The sequence below is a fragment of the Streptomyces sp. NPDC005266 genome (genome assembly GCF_040607655.1).
Lineage (GTDB): Bacteria > Actinomycetota > Actinomycetes > Streptomycetales > Streptomycetaceae > Streptomyces.
Genome location: NZ_JBEXHC010000006.1, coordinates 165,567 through 188,274 on the forward strand (window position 1 = coordinate 165,567; position 22,708 = coordinate 188,274).

A 22,708-nucleotide genomic window follows, 5' to 3' on the forward strand; every position below is an offset into this window, starting at 1 on the left:
CAAGGACCCGGAGAGAGCATGCCTCCCAAGAAGAAGAAGGTCACGGGGCTGATCAAGCTCCAGATCCAGGCCGGCGCCGCTAACCCGGCTCCGCCGGTCGGCCCCGCGCTGGGCCAGCACGGCGTCAACATCATGGAGTTCTGCAAGGCCTACAACGCCGCGACCGAGTCGCAGCGCGGCATGGTCGTGCCGGTGGAGATCACGGTCTACGAGGACCGTTCCTTCACCTTCGTGACCAAGACTCCCCCGGCCGCCAAGCTGATCCTCAAGGCCGCGGGCGTGGAGAAGGGCTCCGGCGAGCCGCACAAGACCAAGGTCGCCAAGATCACCCGCGACCAGGTCCGCGACATCGCCACCACCAAGATGCCCGACCTGAACGCCAACGACCTGGACGCCGCCGAGAAGATCATCGCCGGCACCGCCCGTTCCATGGGCATCACGGTCGAGGGCTGACACTCCCCCGTACGAGGGCTGACACTCCCCCGTACGAGGGCCGACACTCCCCCCTACGAGGGCCGACACGCCCTCGTAGCACCTCCGTGGGAGGGCCACGCGCTGGCCCGGACCACGAACTCCACACACATCAGGAGCAGCAGTGAGCAAGCGCAGCAAGACCCTCCGCGCTGCGGACGCCAAGATCGACCGGGAGCGTGCCTACGCCCCGCTCGAGGCCGTCCGTCTGGCGAAGGACACCTCCACCAGCAAGTTCGACGCGACCGTCGAGGTCGCCATGCGTCTGGGCGTCGACCCGCGCAAGGCCGACCAGATGGTCCGCGGCACCGTGAACCTGCCGCACGGCACCGGTAAGACCGCCCGGGTCCTGGTCTTCGCGACCGGTGACCGTGCTGCGGCCGCGGAGGCCGCCGGCGCCGACATCGTCGGCTCCGACGAGCTCATCGACGAGGTGTCCAAGGGCCGCCTGGACTTCGACGCCGTCGTCGCCACCCCGGACCTCATGGGCAAGGTCGGCCGTCTGGGCCGGGTGCTCGGTCCGCGTGGTCTGATGCCGAACCCGAAGACCGGCACCGTCACCCCGGACGTGGCCAAGGCCGTCACGGAAATCAAGGGCGGCAAGATCGAGTTCCGCGTCGACAAGCACGCCAACCTGCACTTCATCATCGGCAAGGTGTCGTTCGAAGAGGCGCAGCTGGTGGAGAACTACGCCGCGGCGCTCGAGGAGATCAACCGTCTCAAGCCGTCCGCCGCGAAGGGCCGCTACATCAAGAAGGCGGTCCTGACCACCACGATGGGCCCCGGCATCCCGCTGGACGCCAACCGCACCCGCAACCTGCTGGTCGAGGAAGAGGCCGTCTGAGCCGGGCTGGAACCGTAGCCGCCGGGCCCCGCATCTCCTGTATGAGGTGCGGGGCCCGGCGCATGTGCGCCGGCGCATCTCCGCTAGAGTCTCGCCAGACGTAAAAGCTAGTTAAATAAGGGGGAGCCGTGCGCGGTACTCAGTTCGGTATGCGTTGCGCGATAGCAGCCGGTGGCGTCGTTCTCATGGTCGGCCTCACCGCGTGCGGGAGCGAGAAGTCCGGTGGTGACGACAAGGCGGGCGACAAGGCGGGCCAGTCGCTGGGGTCCCCGCTGTCCGCGCTGAAGCTCGCTTCGGAGCGTACGGACGCACAGCACTCGGCCAAGGTCGAGGGCACCACGCAGATGGGTCAGGGCAGCTCCGAGATGTCCGGCGACATGGACTGGGCCGACGGCATCCGGGCCAACATGACCATCACGCAGAAGGGCGGGGCGGTCGCCTCCTCGCCGGTCGAGGGCAAGCCCCTGCAGGCGCGGTACACCCCCGACGCGATGTTCATGAACATGGGCCCCGAGTTCGCCGCGCAGGCGGGCCACGGCAAGCACTGGATCAAGTACGACTACGACGCGCTGGTCAAGCAGGCGGGCCCCTCGGGCGCGTTCCTCAAGGACCAGATGCAGAACAACAACCCGTCGCGCTCGGTGCAGCTGCTGCTCGCCACGGGCAAGGTCAAGAGCGTCGGCTCGGAGGACGTGCGGGGCGTCAAGGCCACCCACTACACGGGCACGGTCAAGGTCTCCGAGATCGCCAAGATGCAGTCCAAGGACCTGAGCCAGTCGGAGCTGGACGCGCTGCAGAAGCAGCTGGAGACCTCCGGCATGGACACCGAGACCATCGACCTGTGGATCGACGGCAAGAACCTGCTGGTCAAGAAGCGTGAGCAGGCCCAGAGCAACAACGGAGCCTATGACTCGACGGTCTTCTACTCGGACTACGGCACCACGGTCTCGGTCCAGGAGCCGGCCTCCTCGGACACCATGGACTTCCAGCAGCTGGCGCCCCAGCAGTAGGGCCGATTTGCCTGGCCGCGGCCCGTTCGCGTAGTCTTCTGCAGAAGCCAAAGACCGCTGGTTGTCGCTGTGTCTCCGCAAGGGGGCGCGGTGGCTGAAGGATCCGCTAGCCGCGGACGACCTGCGTAGGTGACTGTGGTTGCAACTCCCGAGCGGGCCCTGGGCCCGGCCGGTCGAGTCACGCCCCGTGCGCCTGCGCCGGGGCGTTTTCGTGTTGTTCAGTCTCCTTCCTTCAGGCCGAAGCGGTCCTCATCACCCGGAAGGAGGCCGAGGCTCATGGCGAGTCCTGACAAGGTCGAAGCCGTCGAGGAGATGCGGGAGAAGTTCCGTACCTCCAACGCCGCCGTTGTGACCGCGTACACCGGTCTCACCGTTGCGCAGCTCAAGGAGCTGCGTCGTTCGCTCGGTGAGAACGCTCAGTACCGTGTGGTGAAGAACACGCTGACCAAGATCGCAGCCAACGAGGCCGGGATCAACCAGCTCGACGACCTGTTCGCGGGTTCGTCGGCCGTCGCCTTCGTGACCGGTGACCCGGTCGAGGCGGCGAAGGGTCTCCGTGACTTCGCCAAGGAGAACCCCGCTCTCGTGATCAAGGGCGGTGTCCTTGACGGCAAGGCGCTGTCCGCCGACGAGATCAAGAAGCTTGCGGACCTCGAGTCCCGCGAGGTTCTGCTCAGCAAGCTGGCCGGTGCCTTCAAGGCGAAGCAGTCCCAGGCTGCCTCCGTCTTCCAGGCGCTGCCCTCGAAGCTCGTCCGCACCGTGGACGCGCTCCGTGCCAAGCAGGCCGAGCAGGGCGGTGCCGAGTAATTCGGCTCGCTTTCTGATCCTCACCGCCTGAGCGCGGCAAGGGTCGCAGCGGGCCGACGTACGCCCGCCATTCATGCACATCCGGCACCCGCCGAATTAGTGGAAGGACCGCCACCATGGCGAAGCTCAGCCAGGAAGACCTGCTCGCGCAGTTCGAGGGGATGACCCTCATCGAGCTCTCCGAGTTCGTGAAGGCCTTCGAGGAGAAGTTCGACGTCACCGCCGCCGCGGCCGCCCCGGTCGTCGTCGCCGGTGGTGCCGCCGGTGGCGCTGCCGCCGAGGCCCCGGAGGAGAAGGACGAGTTCGACGTCATCCTCACCGGCGCCGGCGACAAGAAGATCCAGGTCATCAAGGTCGTGCGTGAGCTGACCTCCCTGGGTCTGAAGGAGGCCAAGGACCTCGTCGACGGCACCCCGAAGCCGGTCCTCGAGAAGGTCAACAAGGAGCAGGCCGACAAGGCCGCCGAGTCCCTCAAGGGCGCCGGCGCCTCCGTCGAGGTCAAGTGACCTTTTCGGCCCCCGCCACGCGCCGGTAGGCGCACGACGGTGAGGCCGGGCTCCGCGAGGGCGATCACCCGTTGGGGTGGTCGCCCTTCGGTGTTCCTGGGACGGCTACACCGTCTTCCGGGTTCCGGCAGGTATGGTGATCTTCGTTGCCCGTCGCCACGCCCTGTGACGATCTCGCCGGAGTGGGGGGCCTTGACGAACGGCACGCAGCGCGCAATTCTCAGGACGCGACGTCACACCGATCCGTAAGTCCGAGGCATGGATCGTCGGCGAAGCGGGCAGTATCGATATGCGCTTCGAGCGCAGGGCTGCCGACAAGGGCGTGTAGGACAACGAGGGGCGAGGCCCCTCACCGGAGGGAGAGATTGGCGCTGCCGGTCTCAGAAACTCGGCGCTGGACATCAGTGTGCCAGGGGGCTACACTGACCCTTTGCGCTGCCTGTTAGCTGCTCCCTGCCCGTCACCAGGGGCATACCCACCTGAGAGCACTGCCGATGGAACCGCCCTGACCAGGGATTCCATCCATGGGCTCCAGAGGGGACCGGTACGCGCGTAGTGAGTCCGAGCCCTCGGAAGGACCCCCTCTTGGCCGCCTCGCGCAACGCCTCGACTGCCAATACGAACAATGGCGCCAGCACCGCCCCGCTGCGCATCTCCTTTGCGAAGATCAAGGAGCCTCTCGAGGTTCCGAACCTCCTTGCGCTGCAGACCGAGAGCTTCGATTGGCTGCTCGGCAATGCCGCCTGGAAGGCTCGCGTCGAGGCTGCGCTGGACAGCGGTCAGGACGTCCCCACCAAGTCCGGTCTGGAAGAGATCTTCGAGGAGATCTCCCCGATCGAGGACTTCTCCGGGTCGATGTCCCTGACCTTCCGTGATCACCGCTTCGAGCCCCCGAAGAACTCGATCGACGAGTGCAAGGAGCGCGACTTCACCTACGCCGCGCCGCTCTTCGTCACGGCCGAGTTCACCAACAACGAGACCGGTGAGATCAAGTCCCAGACGGTCTTCATGGGCGACTTCCCGCTCATGACCCCGAAGGGCACCTTCTGCATCAACGGCACCGAGCGTGTCGTCGTCTCGCAGTTGGTCCGTTCCCCCGGTGTCTACTTCGACTCCTCGATCGACAAGACGTCCGACAAGGACATCTTCTCGGCCAAGATCATCCCGTCCCGGGGTGCCTGGCTGGAGATGGAGATCGACAAGCGCGACATGGTCGGTGTGCGTATCGACCGTAAGCGTAAGCAGTCCGTCACCGTCCTGCTCAAGGCGCTCGGCTGGACCACCGAGCAGATCCTCGAGGAGTTCGGCGAGTACGAGTCCATGCGCGCCACCCTGGAGAAGGACCACACCCAGGGCCAGGACGACGCGCTGCTCGACATCTACCGCAAGCTGCGTCCGGGCGAGCCGCCGACGCGTGAGGCCGCGCAGACGCTGCTGGAGAACCTCTACTTCAACCCGAAGCGCTACGACCTGGCCAAGGTCGGCCGCTACAAGGTCAACAAGAAGCTCGGCGCCGACCAGCCGCTCGACGCCGGCGTGCTGACCACCGACGATGTCATCGCGACCATCAAGTACCTGGTCAAGCTGCACGCCGGTGAGACCGAGACGGCCGGGGAGAACGGCAGCACGATCGTCGTCGAGACCGACGACATCGACCACTTCGGCAACCGTCGTCTGCGTAACGTCGGCGAGCTCATCCAGAACCAGGTCCGTACCGGTCTGGCCCGTATGGAGCGCGTCGTCCGCGAGCGGATGACCACCCAGGACGTCGAGGCGATCACGCCGCAGACCCTGATCAACATCCGGCCGGTCGTCGCCTCCATCAAGGAGTTCTTCGGCACCAGCCAGCTGTCCCAGTTCATGGACCAGACCAACCCGCTGTCGGGCCTGACCCACAAGCGCCGTCTGTCGGCGCTGGGCCCGGGTGGTCTGAGCCGTGAGCGGGCCGGCTTCGAGGTCCGTGACGTGCACCCCTCGCACTACGGCCGCATGTGCCCGATCGAGACGCCGGAAGGCCCGAACATCGGTCTGATCGGCTCGCTCGCCTCCTACGGCCGGGTCAACGCGTTCGGCTTCGTCGAGACCCCGTACCGCAAGGTCGTCGAGGGTGTCGTGACCGACCAGGTGGACTTCCTCACCGCCGATGAGGAGGACCGCTTCGTCATCGCCCAGGCGAACGCGCCGCTGGCCGAGGACAACACCTACGCCGAGTCCCGCGTGCTGGTCCGCCGCCGCGGCGGTGAGGTCGACTACGTCCCGGGCTCCGAGGTCGACTACATGGACGTCTCGCCGCGCCAGATGGTGTCGGTCGCGACCGCCATGATCCCCTTCCTCGAGCACGACGACGCCAACCGCGCGCTCATGGGCTCGAACATGATGCGCCAGGCCGTGCCGCTGATCAAGGCGGAGTCCCCGCTGGTCGGCACCGGCATGGAGTACCGCTGCGCGGTCGACGCCGGCGATGTCATCAAGGCCGAGAAGGACGGTGTCGTCCAGGAGGTCTCCGCCGACTACGTCACGGTGGCCAACGACGACGGCACGTACACCACCTACCGCGTCGCCAAGTTCTCCCGCTCCAACCAGGGCACCTCCTTCAACCAGAAGGTGGTCGTGGACGAGGGCGCCCGCGTCATCACCGGCCAGGTGCTGGCCGACGGCCCGTCCACCGAGGACGGCGAGATGGCGCTCGGCAAGAACCTGCTCGTGGCGTTCATGCCGTGGGAAGGCCACAACTACGAGGACGCGATCATCCTCAGCCAGCGGCTGGTGCAGGACGACGTCCTCTCCTCGATCCACATCGAGGAGCACGAGGTCGACGCCCGTGACACCAAGCTCGGCCCCGAGGAGATCACCCGGGACATCCCGAACGTGTCCGAGGAGGTCCTGGCCGACCTCGACGAGCGCGGCATCATCCGCATCGGCGCCGAGGTCGTGGCCGGAGACATCCTGGTCGGCAAGGTCACCCCGAAGGGTGAGACCGAGCTGACCCCGGAGGAGCGGCTGCTGCGCGCGATCTTCGGTGAGAAGGCCCGTGAGGTCCGTGACACCTCGCTGAAGGTGCCGCACGGCGAGATCGGCAAGGTCATCGGCGTGCGCGTCTTCGACCGCGAGGAGGGCGACGAGCTGCCGCCCGGCGTGAACCAGCTGGTCCGCGTCTACGTGGCGCAGAAGCGCAAGATCACCGACGGTGACAAGCTCGCCGGCCGTCACGGCAACAAGGGTGTCATCTCCAAGATCCTGCCGGTCGAGGACATGCCGTTCCTGGAGGACGGCACCCCGGTCGACATCATCCTCAACCCGCTGGGTGTCCCGTCCCGAATGAACCCGGGACAGGTCCTGGAGATCCACCTCGGCTGGCTGGCCTCCCGAGGCTGGAAGGTCGAGGGCTCCGAGGACTGGATGCAGCGGCTGCAGGCGATCGGCGCGGACGAGGTCCAGCCCGGCACCAACGTCGCGACCCCGGTCTTCGACGGCGCCCGTGAGGACGAGATCGCCGGTCTCTTCGAGTCGACGATCCCGAACCGCGACGGCAACCGCCTGGTCCAGCCGTCCGGCAAGGCCCGGCTCTTCGACGGCCGCTCCGGCGAGCCGTTCCCGGAGCCGATCTCGGTCGGCTACATGTACATCCTCAAGCTGCACCACCTGGTGGACGACAAGCTGCACGCCCGCTCCACCGGTCCGTACTCGATGATCACCCAGCAGCCGCTGGGTGGTAAGGCTCAGTTCGGCGGCCAGCGCTTCGGAGAGATGGAGGTGTGGGCGCTGGAGGCTTATGGCGCCGCGTACGCCCTCCAGGAGCTGCTGACCATCAAGTCCGACGATGTCACCGGCCGCGTGAAGGTCTACGAGGCCATCGTCAAGGGCGAGAACATTCCCGAGCCCGGCATCCCCGAGTCCTTCAAGGTGCTCATCAAGGAGATGCAGTCCCTGTGCCTCAACGTGGAGGTGCTGTCCTCGGACGGCATGTCCATCGAGATGCGCGACACCGACGAGGACGTCTTCCGCGCTGCGGAGGAGCTCGGTATCGACCTGTCCCGGCGCGAGCCGAGCAGCGTCGAAGAGGTCTGACGGGTCTGGCCGGGGCGGTACGTACGCATCCGTCCCGGCCTCTCCCCGGACCCCCAGTCAGACCCGAAGACACGACCCTGAAAGAGGGATTGACGACAAGTGCTCGACGTCAACTTCTTCGACGAGCTGCGGATCGGCCTCGCCACCGCTGACGACATCCGTCAGTGGTCCCACGGTGAGGTCAAGAAGCCGGAGACCATCAACTACCGCACCCTCAAGCCCGAAAAGGACGGACTCTTCTGCGAGAAGATCTTCGGTCCGACCCGGGACTGGGAGTGCTACTGCGGCAAGTACAAGCGCGTCCGCTTCAAGGGCATCATCTGTGAGCGCTGTGGCGTCGAGGTCACGCGCGCCAAGGTGCGCCGTGAGCGGATGGGCCACATTGAGCTGGCCGCTCCCGTCACCCACATCTGGTACTTCAAGGGCGTCCCGTCCCGGCTGGGCTACCTGCTCGACCTCGCCCCGAAGGACCTCGAGAAGGTCATCTACTTCGCCGCCTACATGATCACGTGGGTGGACGAGGAGCGCCGTACGCGCGATCTGCCCTCGCTGGAGGCCCATGTCTCCGTCGAGCGCCAGCAGATCGAGCAGCGTCGCGACGCCGACCTGGAGGCCCGCGCCAAGAAGCTCGAGGCGGACCTCGCCGAGCTGGAGGCCGAGGGCGCCAAGGCCGATGTGCGCCGCAAGGTGCGTGAGGGCGCCGAGCGTGAGATGAAGCAGCTGCGCGACCGCGCGCAGCGCGAGATCGACCGTCTCGACGAGGTGTGGAACCGCTTCAAGAACCTCAAGGTCCAGGACCTGGAGGGCGACGAGCTGCTCTACCGCGAGCTGCGTGACCGCTTCGGCACGTACTTCATGGGCGGCATGGGCGCCGCTGCCCTGCAGAAGCGCCTGGAGTCCTTCGACCTCGACGAGGAGGCCGAGAAGCTCCGCGAGATCATCCGGACCGGCAAGGGCCAGAAGAAGACCCGTGCGCTCAAGCGCCTCAAGGTCGTCTCCGCCTTCCTGCAGACCCGCAACAGCCCCAACGGCATGGTGCTGGACTGCATCCCGGTGATCCCGCCGGACCTGCGTCCGATGGTGCAGCTGGACGGTGGCCGCTTCGCGACCTCCGACCTGAACGACCTGTACCGCCGTGTGATCAACCGGAACAACCGTCTCAAGCGTCTCCTTGACCTCGGTGCCCCCGAGATCATCGTGAACAACGAGAAGCGGATGCTGCAGGAGGCCGTCGACGCGCTGTTCGACAACGGCCGCCGCGGCCGCCCGGTCACCGGTCCCGGTAACCGTCCGCTGAAGTCCCTCAGCGACATGCTGAAGGGTAAGCAGGGCCGGTTCCGTCAGAACCTGCTCGGCAAGCGTGTCGACTACTCGGCCCGTTCGGTCATCGTCGTCGGCCCGCAGCTCAAGCTGCACCAGTGCGGTCTGCCCAAGGCCATGGCGCTGGAACTCTTCAAGCCGTTCGTGATGAAGCGCCTGGTGGACCTCAACCACGCGCAGAACATCAAGTCGGCCAAGCGCATGGTCGAGCGCGGCCGCACGGTCGTGTACGACGTGCTCGAAGAGGTCATCGCCGAGCACCCGGTGCTGCTGAACCGTGCGCCGACCCTGCACCGCCTCGGTATCCAGGCGTTCGAGCCGCAGCTGGTCGAGGGCAAGGCCATTCAGATTCACCCGCTCGTCTGCACCGCGTTCAACGCGGACTTCGACGGTGACCAGATGGCCGTGCACCTGCCGCTGTCCGCGGAGGCGCAGGCCGAGGCCCGCATCCTGATGCTGTCCTCGAACAACATCCTCAAGCCCGCCGACGGCCGTCCGGTGACCATGCCGACGCAGGACATGGTGCTGGGTCTGTTCTTCCTCACCACCGATGAGGAGGAGCGGGAGGTCAAGGGCGAGGGCCGGTCCTTCGGCTCGGTCGCCGAGGCGATCATGGCGTTCGACGCCCGGGAGCTGTCGCTCCAGGCGAAGATCGACATCCGCTTCCCGATCGGCACCGTCCCGCCGCGCGGCTGGACCCCGCCGCTCCCCGAGGAGGGCGAGCCGGCCTGGCAGCAGGGCGACAGCTTCCGGCTGCGGACCACCCTGGGCCGTGCGCTCTTCAATGAGCTGCTGCCCGAGGATTACCCGTTCGTCGACTACTCGGTGGGCAAGAAGCAGCTCTCCGAGATCGTCAACGATCTCGCCGAGCGCTACCCCAAGGTCATCGTCGCGGCGACCCTGGACAACCTGAAGGCGGCCGGTTTCCACTGGGCCACCCGCTCCGGTGTCACCGTCGCCATTTCCGACGTGGTCGTGCCCGAGGCCAAGAAGGCCATCATCGCGGGCTACGAGGCGCAGGACGAGAAGGTCCAGAAGCAGTACGAGCGCGGTCTGATCACCAAGGACGAGCGCACCCAGGAACTGATCGCGATCTGGACCAAGGCGACCAACGAGGTCGCCGAGGCGATGAACGCGAACTTCCCGAAGACCAACCCGATCTTCATGATGGTCGACTCGGGCGCGCGCGGAAACATGATGCAGATGCGTCAGATCGCCGGTATGCGTGGTCTGGTGTCCAACGCGAAGAACGAGACCATCCCGCGGCCCATTAAGGCATCGTTCCGTGAGGGTCTGTCCGTGCTGGAGTACTTCATCTCCACCCACGGTGCCCGTAAGGGTCTCGCGGACACCGCCCTGCGTACCGCCGACTCGGGTTACCTGACCCGTCGTCTGGTGGACGTCTCGCAGGACGTGATCATCCGCGAGGAGGACTGCGGCACCGACCGCGGCCTCAAGCTCGCGATCGCGTCCAAGGGCGCGGACGGCGTGCTGCGCAAGGCCGACGACGCCGAGACCAGCGTGTACGCGCGCTGCCTCGCCGAGGACATCGTCGTCGACGGGAAGGTCCTGGCCCCGGCCGGCACCGACCTGGGCGATGTGCTCATCGACGAGCTCGTGCGCCACGGCGTGGAGACGGTCAAGACCCGCTCGGTGCTCACCTGCGAGTCCGCCGTCGGCACCTGCGCCATGTGCTACGGCCGCTCGCTGGCGACCGGCAAGCTGGTGGACATCGGCGAGGCGGTCGGCATCATCGCCGCCCAGTCCATCGGTGAGCCCGGCACCCAGCTGACGATGCGTACCTTCCACACCGGTGGTGTGGCCGGTGAGGACATCACCCAGGGTCTGCCGCGTGTCGTCGAGCTCTTCGAGGCCCGTACGCCCAAGGGCGTCGCGCCGGTCTCGGAGGCGGCCGGCCGCGTCCGGATCGAGGAGACCGAGAAGACCAAGAAGATCATCGTCACTCCGGACGACGGCTCCGACGAGACCGCCTACGGCGTCTCCAAGCGTGCCCGTCTGCTGGTGGGCGAGGGTGACCACGTCGAGGTCGGCCAGCCGCTGACCGTGGGTGCCATCAACCCGCACGACGTGCTGCGCATCCTCGGCCAGCGCGCCGTCCAGGTGCACCTGGTGGGCGAGGTCCAGAAGGTCTACAACTCGCAGGGTGTGTCGATCCACGACAAGCACATCGAGATCATCATCCGGCAGATGCTGCGCCGCGTGACGATCATCGAGTCCGGCGACGCGGAGCTGCTGCCGGGCGAGCTCGTGGAGCGCTCGCGCTTCGAGTCCGAGAACCGTCGTGTGGTCCAGGAAGGCGGCCACCCGGCCTCCGGCCGGCCGCAGCTGATGGGTATCACGAAGGCCTCGCTGGCGACCGAGTCCTGGCTGTCGGCGGCGTCCTTCCAGGAGACGACCCGGGTGCTCACCGACGCGGCGATCAACGCCAAGTCGGACTCCCTGATCGGCCTCAAGGAGAACGTGATCATCGGTAAGCTCATCCCGGCCGGTACGGGCCTGTCCCGCTACCGCAACATCCGGGTCGAGCCGACCGAGGAGGCGAAGGCCGCGATGTACTCGGCCGTCGGTTACGACGACATCGACTACTCGCCCTTCGGCACGGGCTCCGGCCAGGCGGTTCCGCTGGAGGACTACGACTACGGTCCGTACAACCAGTAAGCCCCGGTTCGTACGTTCCGAGCGCTCACAGGGCGGTCACCCCATGGCGGGGTGGCCGCCCTGCGGCTATGCTCCGGGTTGGTGTGTCCAGCGCGTGTGCATTTGTTTTGACCGGAGCCGATGCGATAGGTAGGCTCTGACCTTGTGCCTGGGGTCCCTGGGCCCCCGTGCGTGCATGCGTCCGCGTGGGGGACCGAGGTGTCGACACCACAATCCGCACTCTCCTGACATCCGCAGGGGGCTGCGGTGCGCGACACACCCGACCGCGTGGGTCGGAGAAATCCCAGGTTAGCTTTACCGAGACTGGCACACAGAAACCGGAGAAACGGTGCCTACGATCCAGCAGCTGGTCCGCAAGGGCCGCCAGGACAAGGTCGAGAAGAACAAGACCCCCGCACTGGCGGGGTCGCCGCAGCGCCGTGGCACGTGCACCCGCGTGTTCACCACGACGCCGAAGAAGCCGAACTCGGCGCTCCGCAAGGTCGCGCGTGTCCGGCTGAGCAGTGGGATCGAGGTCACCGCCTACGTCCCGGGCGAGGGGCACAACCTGCAGGAGCACTCCATCGTGCTCGTGCGCGGCGGTCGTGTGAAGGACCTGCCGGGTGTTCGCTACAAGATCATCCGCGGCTCCCTCGACACGCAGGGCGTCAAGAACCGCAAGCAGGCTCGCAGCCGCTACGGCGCCAAGAAGGAGAAGTAAGAATGCCTCGTAAGGGCCCTGCCCCGAAGCGCCCGGTCATCATCGACCCGGTCTACAACTCTCCTCTGGTGACCTCCCTCATCAACAAGGTGCTGCTGAACGGCAAGCGCTCCACCGCCGAGCGCATCGTTTACGGTGCCATGGAGGGCCTGCGGGACAAGACCGGCAACGACCCGGTCATCACCCTCAAGCGCGCGCTGGAGAACGTGAAGCCGACCCTCGAGGTCCGCTCCCGCCGTGTCGGTGGCGCCACCTACCAGGTGCCGGTCGAGGTCCGCCCCGGCCGTTCCTCCACCCTCGCCCTGCGCTGGCTCGTGGGCTACTCGCGCGCTCGTCGTGAGAAGACCATGACCGAGCGGCTCATGAACGAGCTGCTGGACGCCAGCAATGGTCTGGGCGCCTCCGTCAAGCGACGTGAGGACACCCACAAGATGGCCGAGTCCAACAAGGCCTTCGCGCACTACCGCTGGTAGTCGCTACCCCATCGAGAACCGAGAGAAGACTGAGCCATATGGCCACCACTTCACTTGACCTGGCCAAGGTCCGCAACATTGGGATCATGGCCCACATCGACGCGGGCAAGACGACCACCACCGAGCGGATTCTGTTCTACACCGGCGTGAGCTACAAGATCGGTGAAGTTCACGACGGCGCTGCCACCATGGACTGGATGGAGCAGGAGCAGGAGCGCGGCATCACGATCACGTCGGCCGCGACGACCTGTCACTGGCCGCTTGAGAACGTCGATCACACCATCAACATCATCGACACCCCGGGCCACGTCGACTTCACCGTCGAGGTGGAGCGTTCGCTGCGCGTCCTCGACGGTGCCGTGACGGTGTTCGATGGCGTCGCCGGTGTGGAGCCGCAGTCCGAGACGGTGTGGCGTCAGGCGGACCGCTACGGCGTTCCGCGTATCTGCTTCGTCAACAAGCTCGACCGTACCGGTGCGGAGTTCCACCGCTGCGTCGACATGATCACGGACCGCCTGGGCGCGGTTCCGATCGTCATGCAGCTGCCGATCGGCACCGAGGCCGACTTCAAGGGCGTGGTCGACCTCGTCCGTATGAAGGCGCTGGTCTGGTCCGCCGAGGCGACCAAGGGCGAGATGTACGACACCGTCGACATCCCGGACACCCACACCGAGGCCGCCGACGAGTGGCGCGGCAAGCTGCTCGAGACCGTCGCCGAGAACGACGAAGAGATGATGGAGCTGTACCTCGAGGGCCAGGAGCCCACCGAGGAGCAGCTGTACGCGGCGATCCGCCGTATCACCATCGCCTCCGGCAAGGGCGGCGGCACCACCGTCACCCCGGTGTTCTGTGGCACCGCGTTCAAGAACAAGGGCGTACAGCCCCTGCTCGACGCCGTGGTCCGCTACCTGCCGTCGCCGATCGACATCGAGGCGATCGAGGGACACTCGGTCAAGGACCCCGACGAGGTCATCAAGCGCCGCCCCTCCGAGGAGGAGCCGCTGTCGGCCCTGGCGTTCAAGATCGCGAGCGACCCGCACCTCGGCAAGCTCACCTTCATCCGTGTGTACTCCGGCCGCATGGAGGCCGGCACCCAGGTGCTGAACTCCGTGAAGGGCAAGAAGGAGCGCATCGGCAAGATCTACCGGATGCACGCGAACAAGCGTGAGGAGATCGACTCGGTGGGTGCCGGCGACATCGTCGCCGTCATGGGTCTGAAGCAGACCACCACCGGTGAGACCCTCTCCGACGCGTCGAACCCGGTGATCCTGGAGTCGATGGACTTCCCGGCCCCGGTCATCGAGGTGGCCATCGAGCCGAAGTCCAAGGGCGACCAGGAGAAGCTGGCCGTCGCGATCCAGCGGCTTGCCGAGGAGGACCCGTCCTTCCGCGTCAAGACCGATGAGGAGACCGGCCAGACGATCATCTCCGGCATGGGCGAGCTGCACCTCGATGTGCTGGTCGACCGTATGCGCCGCGAGTTCAAGGTCGAGGCCAACGTCGGTAAGCCGCAGGTGGCCTACCGCGAGACGCTGCGCAAGCCGGTCGAGCGCCTCGACTACACGCACAAGAAGCAGACTGGTGGTTCCGGCCAGTTCGCCAAGGTGCAGATCGCGCTGGAGCCGCTCGAGGGCGACGGCTACGAGTTCGAGAACAAGGTCACCGGTGGCCGTATCCCGCGGGAGTACATCCCGTCCGTGGACGCGGGCTGCCAGGAGGCCATGGAGTTCGGCGTGCTGGCGGGCTACCCGCTGACCGGTGTCAAGGTGACGCTGATCGACGGTGGCTACCACGAGGTCGACTCGTCCGAGATGGCCTTCAAGATCGCCGGCTCGATGGCCTTCAAGGAGGCCGCCCGCAAGGCCAGCCCGGCCCTGCTGGAGCCGATGATGAAGGTCGAGGTCACCACGCCCGAGGACTACATGGGCGATGTGATCGGCGACATCAACTCCCGTCGCGGTCAGATCCAGTCCATGGAGGACCGGAGCGGCGCCAAGCTGGTCACCGGCCTGGTTCCGCTGTCGGAGATGTTCGGCTACGTGGGCGACCTGCGTAGCAAGACCTCCGGCCGTGCCAGCTACTCCATGCAGTTCGACTCCTATGCCGAGGTTCCCAAGAACGTGGCCGAGGAGATCATCGCGAAGGCCAAGGGCGAGTAACGCGGGTTCATCCGCATTCCTCACCCTTTAGGCTGGAGCAAAGGCATCGGGGCATTTCGTCACAGAGCGCTCGAAACAGCGCTCTGCGGCGGAGCCCCGGACGCCGCCCCCCATACGAATTCGGCGCAAGGGCATCCCCCTCGGGGTCCTGGCCGGTTCGGTAAGACACCTGAACCCATCCGCAAAGTGTGGATGCGTACAGAACCACTCCCCAGGAGGACCCCAGTGGCGAAGGCGAAGTTCGAGCGGACTAAGCCGCACGTCAACATCGGCACCATCGGTCACGTCGACCACGGTAAGACGACTCTTACCGCGGCGATCACCAAGGTGCTGCACGACAAGCTCCCGGACCTGAACCCCTTCACGCCTTTCGACGAGATCGACAAGGCCCCGGAGGAGCGTCAGCGCGGTATTACCATCTCCATCGCGCACGTGGAGTACCAGACGGACTCCCGTCACTACGCGCACGTCGACTGCCCGGGTCACGCGGACTACATCAAGAACATGATCACCGGTGCCGCTCAGATGGACGGCGCCATCCTCGTGGTCGCCGCCACCGACGGCCCGATGCCGCAGACCAAGGAGCACGTCCTCCTGGCTCGCCAGTCCAACGTGCCGTACATCGTCGTCGCGCTGAACAAGGCCGACATGGTGGACGACGAGGAGATCCTGGAGCTCGTCGAGCTCGAGGTCCGTGAGCTCCTCTCGGACTACGAGTTCCCGGGCGACGACGCGCCGATCGTGCGTGTCTCCGCGCTGAAGGCGCTCGAGGGCGACCCCGAGTGGGTCAAGTCCGTCGAGGACCTGATGGCCGCGGTGGACGAGTCGATCCCGCAGCCCGAGCGTGACGTCGACAAGCCGTTCCTGATGCCGATCGAGGACGTCTTCACCATCACCGGTCGCGGTACGGTCGTCACCGGCCGTATCGAGCGTGGTGTGCTGAAGCTCAACGAGAACGTCGACATCATCGGCATCAAGACGGAGAAGACCTCCACCACGGTCACCGGCATCGAGATGTTCCGCAAGCTGCTCGACGAGGGCCAGGCCGGTGAGAACGTCGGTCTGCTGCTCCGCGGCATCAAGCGCGAGGACGTCGAGCGCGGCCAGTGCATCATCAAGCCGGGCTCGGTCACCCCGCACACCGAGTTCGAGGCCCAGGCGTACATCCTGTCCAAGGACGAGGGTGGCCGCCACACGCCGTTCTTCAACAACTACCGTCCGCAGTTCTACTTCCGTACCACGGACGTGACGGGCGTTGTGACCCTCCCCGAGGGCACCGAGATGGTCATGCCGGGCGACAACACCGAGATGACCGTCCAGCTGATTCAGCCGGTCGCCATGGAGGAGGGCCTGCGGTTCACCATCCGTGAGGGTGGCCGTACCGTCGGCGCCGGCCAGGTCACCAAGGTTCTCAAGTGACCAGAGGCTGATGGGTCCTGCCGCTGAGGCAGGGTCATCGGCCACGGGCGGGCCCGCACATCGCAGGATGTGCGGGCCCGCTTTTTTGTGCCGTATCGCGCACTCTCCGCCTCCGATGACTGGCTTGCGGTCGTTGGGTACCCGTCCCCGAGATTTCCCGTCGGTCGCCCGACGGATCCGAGGCAAGGAGAGTGAGAGAGTTGATGACCAATGGCAAGATCGCTATAGCAGTCGTGGGGGGGTACCTCCTCGGCCGGACAAAGAAGGCGAAACTCGCCCTCGGGCTCGGCATGATGCTGGCCGGTAAGAAGATCACGCTGGATCCGCAGCAACTCGCCAGGACGGTCGCCGGTGCGCCGGTGCTCAGCGGACTGAACGCGCAGGTACGCAAGGAACTCGTCGACGCCACGAAGTCGGCCGCGACCAAGGCCCTGACCACGCGTGCGAACGGCCTCGCCGAGTCGCTCCAGGAGCGCACCGCGAGCCTCAAGGGCGTCGCCGGGGACGAGCGCGATGACGACGAGCGCGCCGACGACGAGCGCGCCGACGACGAGCGCGCCGACGACGAGCGCGCCGACGACGAGCGTGATGACGACGAGCGTGATGACGACGAGCGCGCCGACGACGAGCGCGATGACGACGAGCGCGATGACGACGAGGCGAGCGCCGACGAGGCGAGCGCCGACGAGGGTGAGCGCCGCTCGAAGCCGCGCCGCGCCGCGTCGGCCAAGGCACCGGCCGGCCGCGCTCGGAAGGCCGCCTCCACCGCCACCAAGAGCGGCACCAAGGGCGCCGCGAAGAAGACAGCCGCCAAGAAGACGGCCGCGAAGAAGACCGCGAGCACCGGCGGTGGCCGCCGTGGCTGACACCCTGAGCAAGTTGAAGGACGAGTTCGTCAAGAGCCCGGCCGCCGACCGCCTCAAGGACGAGCTGCGGAACTATGTCCAGGCCCGCGCCCAGCACGCGGTCTCCGGCCTCGGCAGCGGCCTCGCCAAGGGCACCCAGGCGCTCGCCGAGGGCAAGTCACCGGGCCAGGCCGTCTTCAAGGCGGGGACCTCTCACCTCAAGGACTCACTCAAGGACAAGGTCAAGGGATTGTTCGGCAAGGGGCGCGGCAAGAGCGGCGGCGGTAAGTCGAAGAGCGTCACGGTGGTCGAGGACATCGACGTCGGCGTACCGGTCCGTGAGGCGTACGACCAGTGGACCCAGTTCCAGGAGTTCTCCACCTTCGCCAAGGGCGTCGTCAGCGTCGAGAAGGCCGACGACACCACCAGCAACTGGAAGGTGAAGGTCGCCAAGTCCACCCGCAGCTGGAAGGCGAACGTCACCGAGCAGGTGCCCGACGAGCGGATCAGCTGGACCACCGAGGGCGCGAAGGGCACCGTCAAGGGCGTCGTGACCTTCCACCCGCTCGGGGACAACCTCACCCGGGTGCTGCTGGTCCTGGAGTACTTCCCGAAGGGCCTGTTCGAGAAGACCGGCAACATCTGGCGCGCCCAGGGCCGCCGGGCGCGGCTCGACCTCAAGCTCTACCGCAAGTTCATCATGATGCGCGGCGAGGCCACGGACGGCTGGCGCGGCGAGATCCAGGACGGCGAGGTCGTGGTGGACCACGAGACGGCCGTGGCGGAGGAAGAGGAAGCCGCGGACCAGTCCGAGGCCGAGTCCGGGTCTGAGTCCGAGGCCGAGTCCGGGTCTGAGACCGAGGCGGAGGCGGAGGACGGGACCGAGGACGCGGACCTTGAGGACGAGCAGGACGTGCCCGAGGAGCCGGAGGAGTCCGACGAGGAGTACGCGGACACCGAGCCCGAGGCCGAACCCGAGGACGGGTACCAGGAGGAGCCCGGGGAGGAGCCGGTGGACGCGTACGACGAAGAGCCCGGCGAAGCGCCCGAGGAAGAGCTGGAGGAAGAGCCCGACGCCGACGAGCACCCCCGGCGGCGCAAGGCGGTGGCCCGGCGCTGATTGGCACGCCGCGTGCCCCACTGCCCGCGGGCCCCACCGCTTGGACTGCGGCCGGGGCCCGCGGGCATGCGGCGGGCATCAGGCCCGCGAGGTGGGGCGGGGGCGCCAGATCCAGGGGGCGGCGTCCGGGGCGATGCCCACCACGCAGACGCCGTGGTGGCCGTCCGGCAGCAGCGCGGGGGTGCCCACCGGCGTCAGATGGCCGGGGGCGCGCAGCGGCCGTTTGCCCGCACCCGTGCCGTACTGGATCTGGACCTCGCCGTCGAGGTCCTTGCCGAGCAGCAGCAGCGTTCTGGCCTTGGTCCGGGCGCCCGGCTCGACCGCGGTGTGGGCGGCGATCGCCCCGTAGCCCGCGAAGTGCGGCACCGCGGCGTCGGCCGCGCCGTGGACCGCGGGCACGGTGGCGGCGGGGGTGCGGTAGATCAGCGCGAGTGAGCCGTCGGGGGCCACCGCGGCGCCCACCGGATCGCCGCCGGGGCGCGGCAGTCCGGCCGGTGGCCGCAGCGTCACCGGGCCGCCCGCGCGCTCCTGCGCCCAGTGGTGGACGGTGTCGCGGCCCGCGGCCACGACATGCACCCGCCCCTCGCGGTCGAGCAGCGCGGTGAGCCCGTCCTGGATCTCGGCGCCGCCGAGCCGCTGCCAGGGGGCCCAGTGGCCCGCGGCGTCCCGTACCCGGGTGGCCAGGCCCTTGTCCGCGGTGCGTACGAAGAGGTGGACCCGGCCGTCCGGGGTCGCGACCGCCGCCGGGCAGCCGACCCGGCGCCCGTGTTCGGGGGTTGTCTCGGGGGTGCCGAGTCCGGTCCAGGCGCGGAACGGCCCCTCCGCGCGGCGCTGTTCCAGCACCACGATCTCCCGGAGGTTGGCCCCGCCCTGCCCCGCCAGCGCCGCGAACCGCAGCGCGATGAGCACCTGCCGCCCGGCGGCGTCCCGTACCGCGGTGAGGGCCGGCGCCAGCGGCCCGCCGCCCAGCCCCAGCGGCGCCCCGAACCGCCCGCTGCCGGGCGTGGTCTCGCGCCACCGCACGGCCTGGGTGCCGAGCACGCCGTAGGCGACCACCCGGCCCTCGCGGTCGGTGGTGGGAGAGGGGAGGGCGGTGGGGTAGCGGTAGTGGGTCGAGCGGATCCAGCCCTTCCGGTTCTGTAGTGGGCGCAGGCCGCCCTGGCCGTAGTCACCGCAGCCCGCCGTGTTGCCGCACTCCCACCGCGGCGAACCGCCGTACGACTTGATCACCCGCGCCTTGTCCGCCAGCACCGCCGGCGGCAGATTGTGCGGCCAGCGCTGGTTGTAGTAGCCGCGGAACGAGGTGGTGGTGAAGCGTGGCGCGTGCCGGTCCCGTCGCGTCGACTCGGCCACCCACTGCCCGATCGCCTTCCAGGTGAACAGCGCGACCGGGGTGTGATCCCGGTGGTCCGAACAGCCCGCCTGGTCGTTGTCCTTCGGGTGCAGCGCGTTGTGCACCTGGAAGTCGGGGTCCGGGTCGAGGGTGTGGATCAGCGTGGGCCGGTAGCGGTCCATGATCTCGGCGAGCACGTCGACCAGCGTCTGATGGCCGTACGAACTGGAGTGCTCCACCGGCGAGCCGGCCGCCAGCAGCGTACGCATCACGGTGCCCGGGACGTCCCACAGCGCCGGGATCCGTACCCCGCCCTCCGACAGCATCGCGATGTTGAGGAACACCAGCCGGACCCGGCGCGCCCCGTTGGTCAGCACATTGGTCTCCGCCGTGACCCCGCCGGGCAGCCGCAGCACCGCCCGCTGCCACGGCGCGAACTGGTTCAGCCCGAGCATCTGCGCGTACGCCTGCCGCAGCCCCTGATGGCGCGAGGACGAGTACGCCGCCTTGTCCGCCGGCGGTATCGGCGTCCTGGGCACATGGTTGATCCCCCGCGCCTCGCCCGCCGTGACATACACGCTGACGACGGGGACCCCGGAACGCAGTACATGCTCCAGGTCCGGGTTCATGAAGTACAGATCGTCATCGGGGTGGGCCATCACCTGGAGCAGCAGCGCTTCCTTGTTGCCCACCGCCGATGTGAACGGCTCCGCCGCCCCCGGCGCGGTCGGCTCAGCCGACCCCCCGGAAACCGGCCCCGCCACCCGGGCCCGCCCGCCGCCGCTGCACCCGGCCGCCGTGCCGGCGGTCAGAGCCGCCAGGGCGGCCAGTGTCTGCCTGCGCGTCGTGCCAGGCAGCGTCCATCGACTGTTCAACTTGGTGACCCCGTCACTTCGGCGGCGCGCGTTGCCCGCGGCCGTGCTCACGTGATAGGGGACGGCGAGTGATCTTCAGAGGTTGTCCGGCGGTCGAGAGGTGTCGATCACAGCTCGGACACAGCCCGTCCACATCGGCCACCCGGCAGGCCTCGGTTGGCGATGAGCATTCATTTCATGCGCCGGCGATGTATCTGCTGGAATCGGGGCTGCGCAGGGCCGTCCCGGAGGAGTTCCGGGTGCGCCGCGAGATGACGTCGTGCTGGGGCCCCGCAACGCTCCGGAGCCCGATGTCCTGGTGGTGCGCGGAAGCCGAGCGCGGTTTGCGGCAGACCCGGTACGAGGCGGCCGACGTGCCGCTCGCCGTGGAGGTCCGTCCCGCCGGACTCCGAGGACCGGGACCGTGACACCAAGCCCCGTACGTACGCCGCCGCGGGCATCCCGCACTTCTGGCTGGTCGGGATGGAGGGCGAGCGGGACCACCCGGCGGTGCACACCTACGAGCCGGACCCGGTGACCAAGGCCTACGGGCTCACCGGGATTCACCACGAACAGCTGAAGCTGACCGTCCCCTTCGCCATCGACATCGATCTCGCGGAATCGATCGTATGTAGCCCAGCCGGTGGCGGCCGCGGTCCAAACGGAGCCCAGCCCGGTGGCTCTTTTCGTGCTCGGCTTTGTGCCTCGGCGCACTCTGCCGCACCATGAGGGAGAAGCGGGCCCGAAGGTTGGACGGGGCGACACCGGGGTAAAGTCTCCGGCCCGATTCGCGACCTCAGTGCCCTGTATGGCACACTAACCAGGTTGCTCGGTTGAGTACCAATGCTGCGCGCCTCCCGCCGGGAGGACTGGAAGCGAGTCCCGCAGTACTCGTCGTCCCTGCTCAGGGGCGGAAGTACGGGAATCTTCCGGGAAGTGTCAGCGGGGCCCCAGCCAGGCGCCCGGTGGGTGACCTTCCCCCACAACCCCCTTCCTCAGGGATTTCCCGTGTGGAGATTTGGAAGAAGGGGCGCGACACGCCCGACCGCGTGGGTCGGGGGTGGACGGGGAGGGCCGCGAACGCCACCGGGTCCCAGAGCGTTACGAGAGACAGGACTACGAAGTAGCCATGGCGGGACAGAAGATCCGCATCCGGCTCAAGGCCTACGACCACGAGGTCATCGACTCCTCGGCGAAGAAGATCGTCGAGACGGTGACCCGCACTGGTGCGTCGGTCGCGGGCCCGGTGCCGCTGCCCACAGAGAAGAACGTGTACTGCGTCATCAAGTCGCCGCACAAGTACAAGGACTCGCGCGAGCACTTCGAGATGCGTACGCACAAGCGCCTCATCGACATCCTCGACCCCACGCCGAAGACCGTTGACTCGCTCATGCGTCTCGACCTGCCGGCGGGCGTCGACATCGAGATCAAGCTCTGAGGTGACGCGCGAGATGGCTAAGCAGATCAAGGGCGTCCTGGGCGAGAAGCTCGGCATGACGCAGGTGTGGGACGAGAACAACCGTGTCGTCCCGGTCACCGTCGTCAAGGCCGGTCCCTGCGTCGTGACCCAGGTCCGTACCGCTGACGCGGACGGCTACAACGCCGTCCAGATCGCCTTCGGCGAGATCGACCCGCGCAAGGTGAACAAGCCCCTCAAGGGCCACTTCGCCAAGGCCGACGTGACCCCGCGCCGCCACCTTGTGGAGCTGCGTACCGCTGACAGCAGCGAGTACACGCTCGGCCAGGAGGTCAAGGCCGAGGTGTTCGAGTCCGGTGTGAAGGTCGATGTGACCGGCACCAGCAAGGGCAAGGGCACCGCCGGTGTCATGAAGCGCCACGGCTTCGCCGGTCTCGGCGCCGGCCACGGCACCCAGCGCAAGCACCGCTCGCCGGGCTCCATCGGTGGCTGCGCCACCCCGGGCCGCGTGTTCAAGGGCCTGCGCATGGCCGGCCGCATGGGCAACGAGCGGGTCACCACCCAGAACCTGACCGTCCACGCCGTTGACGCGGAGAAGGGTCTGCTCCTGATCAAGGGAGCGGTTCCTGGTCCGAACGGCGGCCTCGTCCTGGTCCGTACCGCGGCCAAGGGGGCCTGAGGTA

Annotated in this window: 16 protein-coding genes and 1 pseudogene; 16 read left to right on the plus strand and 1 reads right to left on the minus strand. The window is 67.6% G+C overall.

Annotated elements, in window-relative coordinates; translation table 11 throughout:
- Positions 1-18: 18 nt before the first annotated feature.
- The 13 genes from rplK (at position 19) to ABZU99_RS14345 (ending at position 18,421) form a co-directional block, all read left to right on the plus strand.
- The gene (gene rplK, locus ABZU99_RS14285) at positions 19-453 is read left to right on the plus strand and encodes a 50S ribosomal protein L11 (RefSeq protein ID WP_030412999.1); all 435 of its coding nucleotides are present in this window, start codon (positions 19-21) and stop codon (positions 451-453) included.
- 142 nt (positions 454-595) lie between these two features.
- Positions 596-1,315, plus strand: a complete 720-nt coding sequence (rplA, locus tag ABZU99_RS14290; RefSeq protein ID WP_355940263.1) for a 50S ribosomal protein L1 — start codon at positions 596-598, stop codon at positions 1,313-1,315.
- 128 nt (positions 1,316-1,443) lie between these two features.
- Entirely contained in the window at positions 1,444-2,325 is an 882-nt protein-coding gene (locus ABZU99_RS14295; protein WP_355940266.1) for a hypothetical protein, read from the plus strand.
- Positions 2,326-2,601: 276 nt separating this feature from the next.
- Positions 2,602-3,132, plus strand: a complete 531-nt coding sequence (gene rplJ / locus ABZU99_RS14300) for a 50S ribosomal protein L10 (RefSeq protein ID WP_355940269.1) — start codon at positions 2,602-2,604, stop codon at positions 3,130-3,132.
- A 116-nt stretch (positions 3,133-3,248) separates the two neighbouring features.
- Positions 3,249-3,638: a 50S ribosomal protein L7/L12 gene (gene rplL / locus ABZU99_RS14305; RefSeq protein ID WP_355940272.1), complete on the plus strand. Its 390-nt coding sequence runs from the start codon at positions 3,249-3,251 to the stop codon at positions 3,636-3,638.
- A 585-nt stretch (positions 3,639-4,223) separates the two neighbouring features.
- Positions 4,224-7,706, plus strand: coding sequence for a DNA-directed RNA polymerase subunit beta (rpoB, locus tag ABZU99_RS14310; RefSeq protein ID WP_355940275.1), 3,483 nt, complete (start codon positions 4,224-4,226; stop codon positions 7,704-7,706).
- A gap of 99 nt (positions 7,707-7,805) precedes the next feature.
- Positions 7,806-11,705 (plus strand): DNA-directed RNA polymerase subunit beta', encoded by a 3,900-nt coding sequence (locus tag ABZU99_RS14315; protein ID WP_355940277.1) that lies wholly within the window; start codon positions 7,806-7,808, stop codon positions 11,703-11,705.
- Positions 11,706-12,033: 328 nt separating this feature from the next.
- The gene (rpsL, locus tag ABZU99_RS14320; protein WP_014054153.1) at positions 12,034-12,405 is read left to right on the plus strand and encodes a 30S ribosomal protein S12; all 372 of its coding nucleotides are present in this window, start codon (positions 12,034-12,036) and stop codon (positions 12,403-12,405) included.
- A gap of 2 nt (positions 12,406-12,407) precedes the next feature.
- A complete protein-coding gene (rpsG, locus tag ABZU99_RS14325) occupies positions 12,408-12,878 on the plus strand; it encodes a 30S ribosomal protein S7 (protein WP_137979061.1) in 471 nt (156 codons plus the stop codon).
- A gap of 38 nt (positions 12,879-12,916) precedes the next feature.
- Entirely contained in the window at positions 12,917-15,037 is a 2,121-nt protein-coding gene (fusA, locus tag ABZU99_RS14330; protein ID WP_356042993.1) for an elongation factor G, read from the plus strand.
- A gap of 225 nt (positions 15,038-15,262) precedes the next feature.
- A complete protein-coding gene (gene tuf / locus ABZU99_RS14335) occupies positions 15,263-16,456 on the plus strand; it encodes an elongation factor Tu (RefSeq protein ID WP_356042995.1) in 1,194 nt (397 codons plus the stop codon).
- A 203-nt stretch (positions 16,457-16,659) separates the two neighbouring features.
- Positions 16,660-17,322, plus strand: a complete 663-nt coding sequence (locus ABZU99_RS14340; protein WP_356227834.1) for a hypothetical protein — start codon at positions 16,660-16,662, stop codon at positions 17,320-17,322.
- Complete coding sequence (locus tag ABZU99_RS14345; RefSeq protein ID WP_356043000.1) at positions 17,315-18,421, plus strand: SRPBCC family protein; 1,107 nt, start codon at positions 17,315-17,317, stop codon at positions 18,419-18,421. The genes ABZU99_RS14340 and ABZU99_RS14345 overlap by 8 nt, the downstream gene beginning before the upstream one ends.
- A gap of 78 nt (positions 18,422-18,499) precedes the next feature.
- Here ABZU99_RS14345 and ABZU99_RS14350 read toward each other — a convergent pair whose 3' ends face one another.
- Complete coding sequence (locus ABZU99_RS14350; RefSeq protein ID WP_356043003.1) at positions 18,500-20,446, minus strand: PIG-L family deacetylase; 1,947 nt, start codon at positions 20,444-20,446, stop codon at positions 18,500-18,502.
- A gap of 356 nt (positions 20,447-20,802) precedes the next feature.
- Here ABZU99_RS14350 and ABZU99_RS14355 point away from each other — a divergent pair.
- From ABZU99_RS14355 to rplC, 3 genes and pseudogenes are all read left to right on the plus strand, one after another.
- Positions 20,803-21,226 (plus strand): annotated as a pseudogene (locus ABZU99_RS14355) (Uma2 family endonuclease); the annotation flags it as partial.
- 511 nt (positions 21,227-21,737) lie between these two features.
- Entirely contained in the window at positions 21,738-22,046 is a 309-nt protein-coding gene (gene rpsJ, locus ABZU99_RS14360) for a 30S ribosomal protein S10 (protein ID WP_003948644.1), read from the plus strand.
- Between the two features lie 13 nt (positions 22,047-22,059).
- On the plus strand, positions 22,060-22,704 hold the full coding sequence (gene rplC, locus ABZU99_RS14365; RefSeq protein ID WP_355940295.1) for a 50S ribosomal protein L3: 645 nt from the start codon (positions 22,060-22,062) through the stop codon (positions 22,702-22,704).
- Positions 22,705-22,708 lie beyond the last annotated feature (4 nt).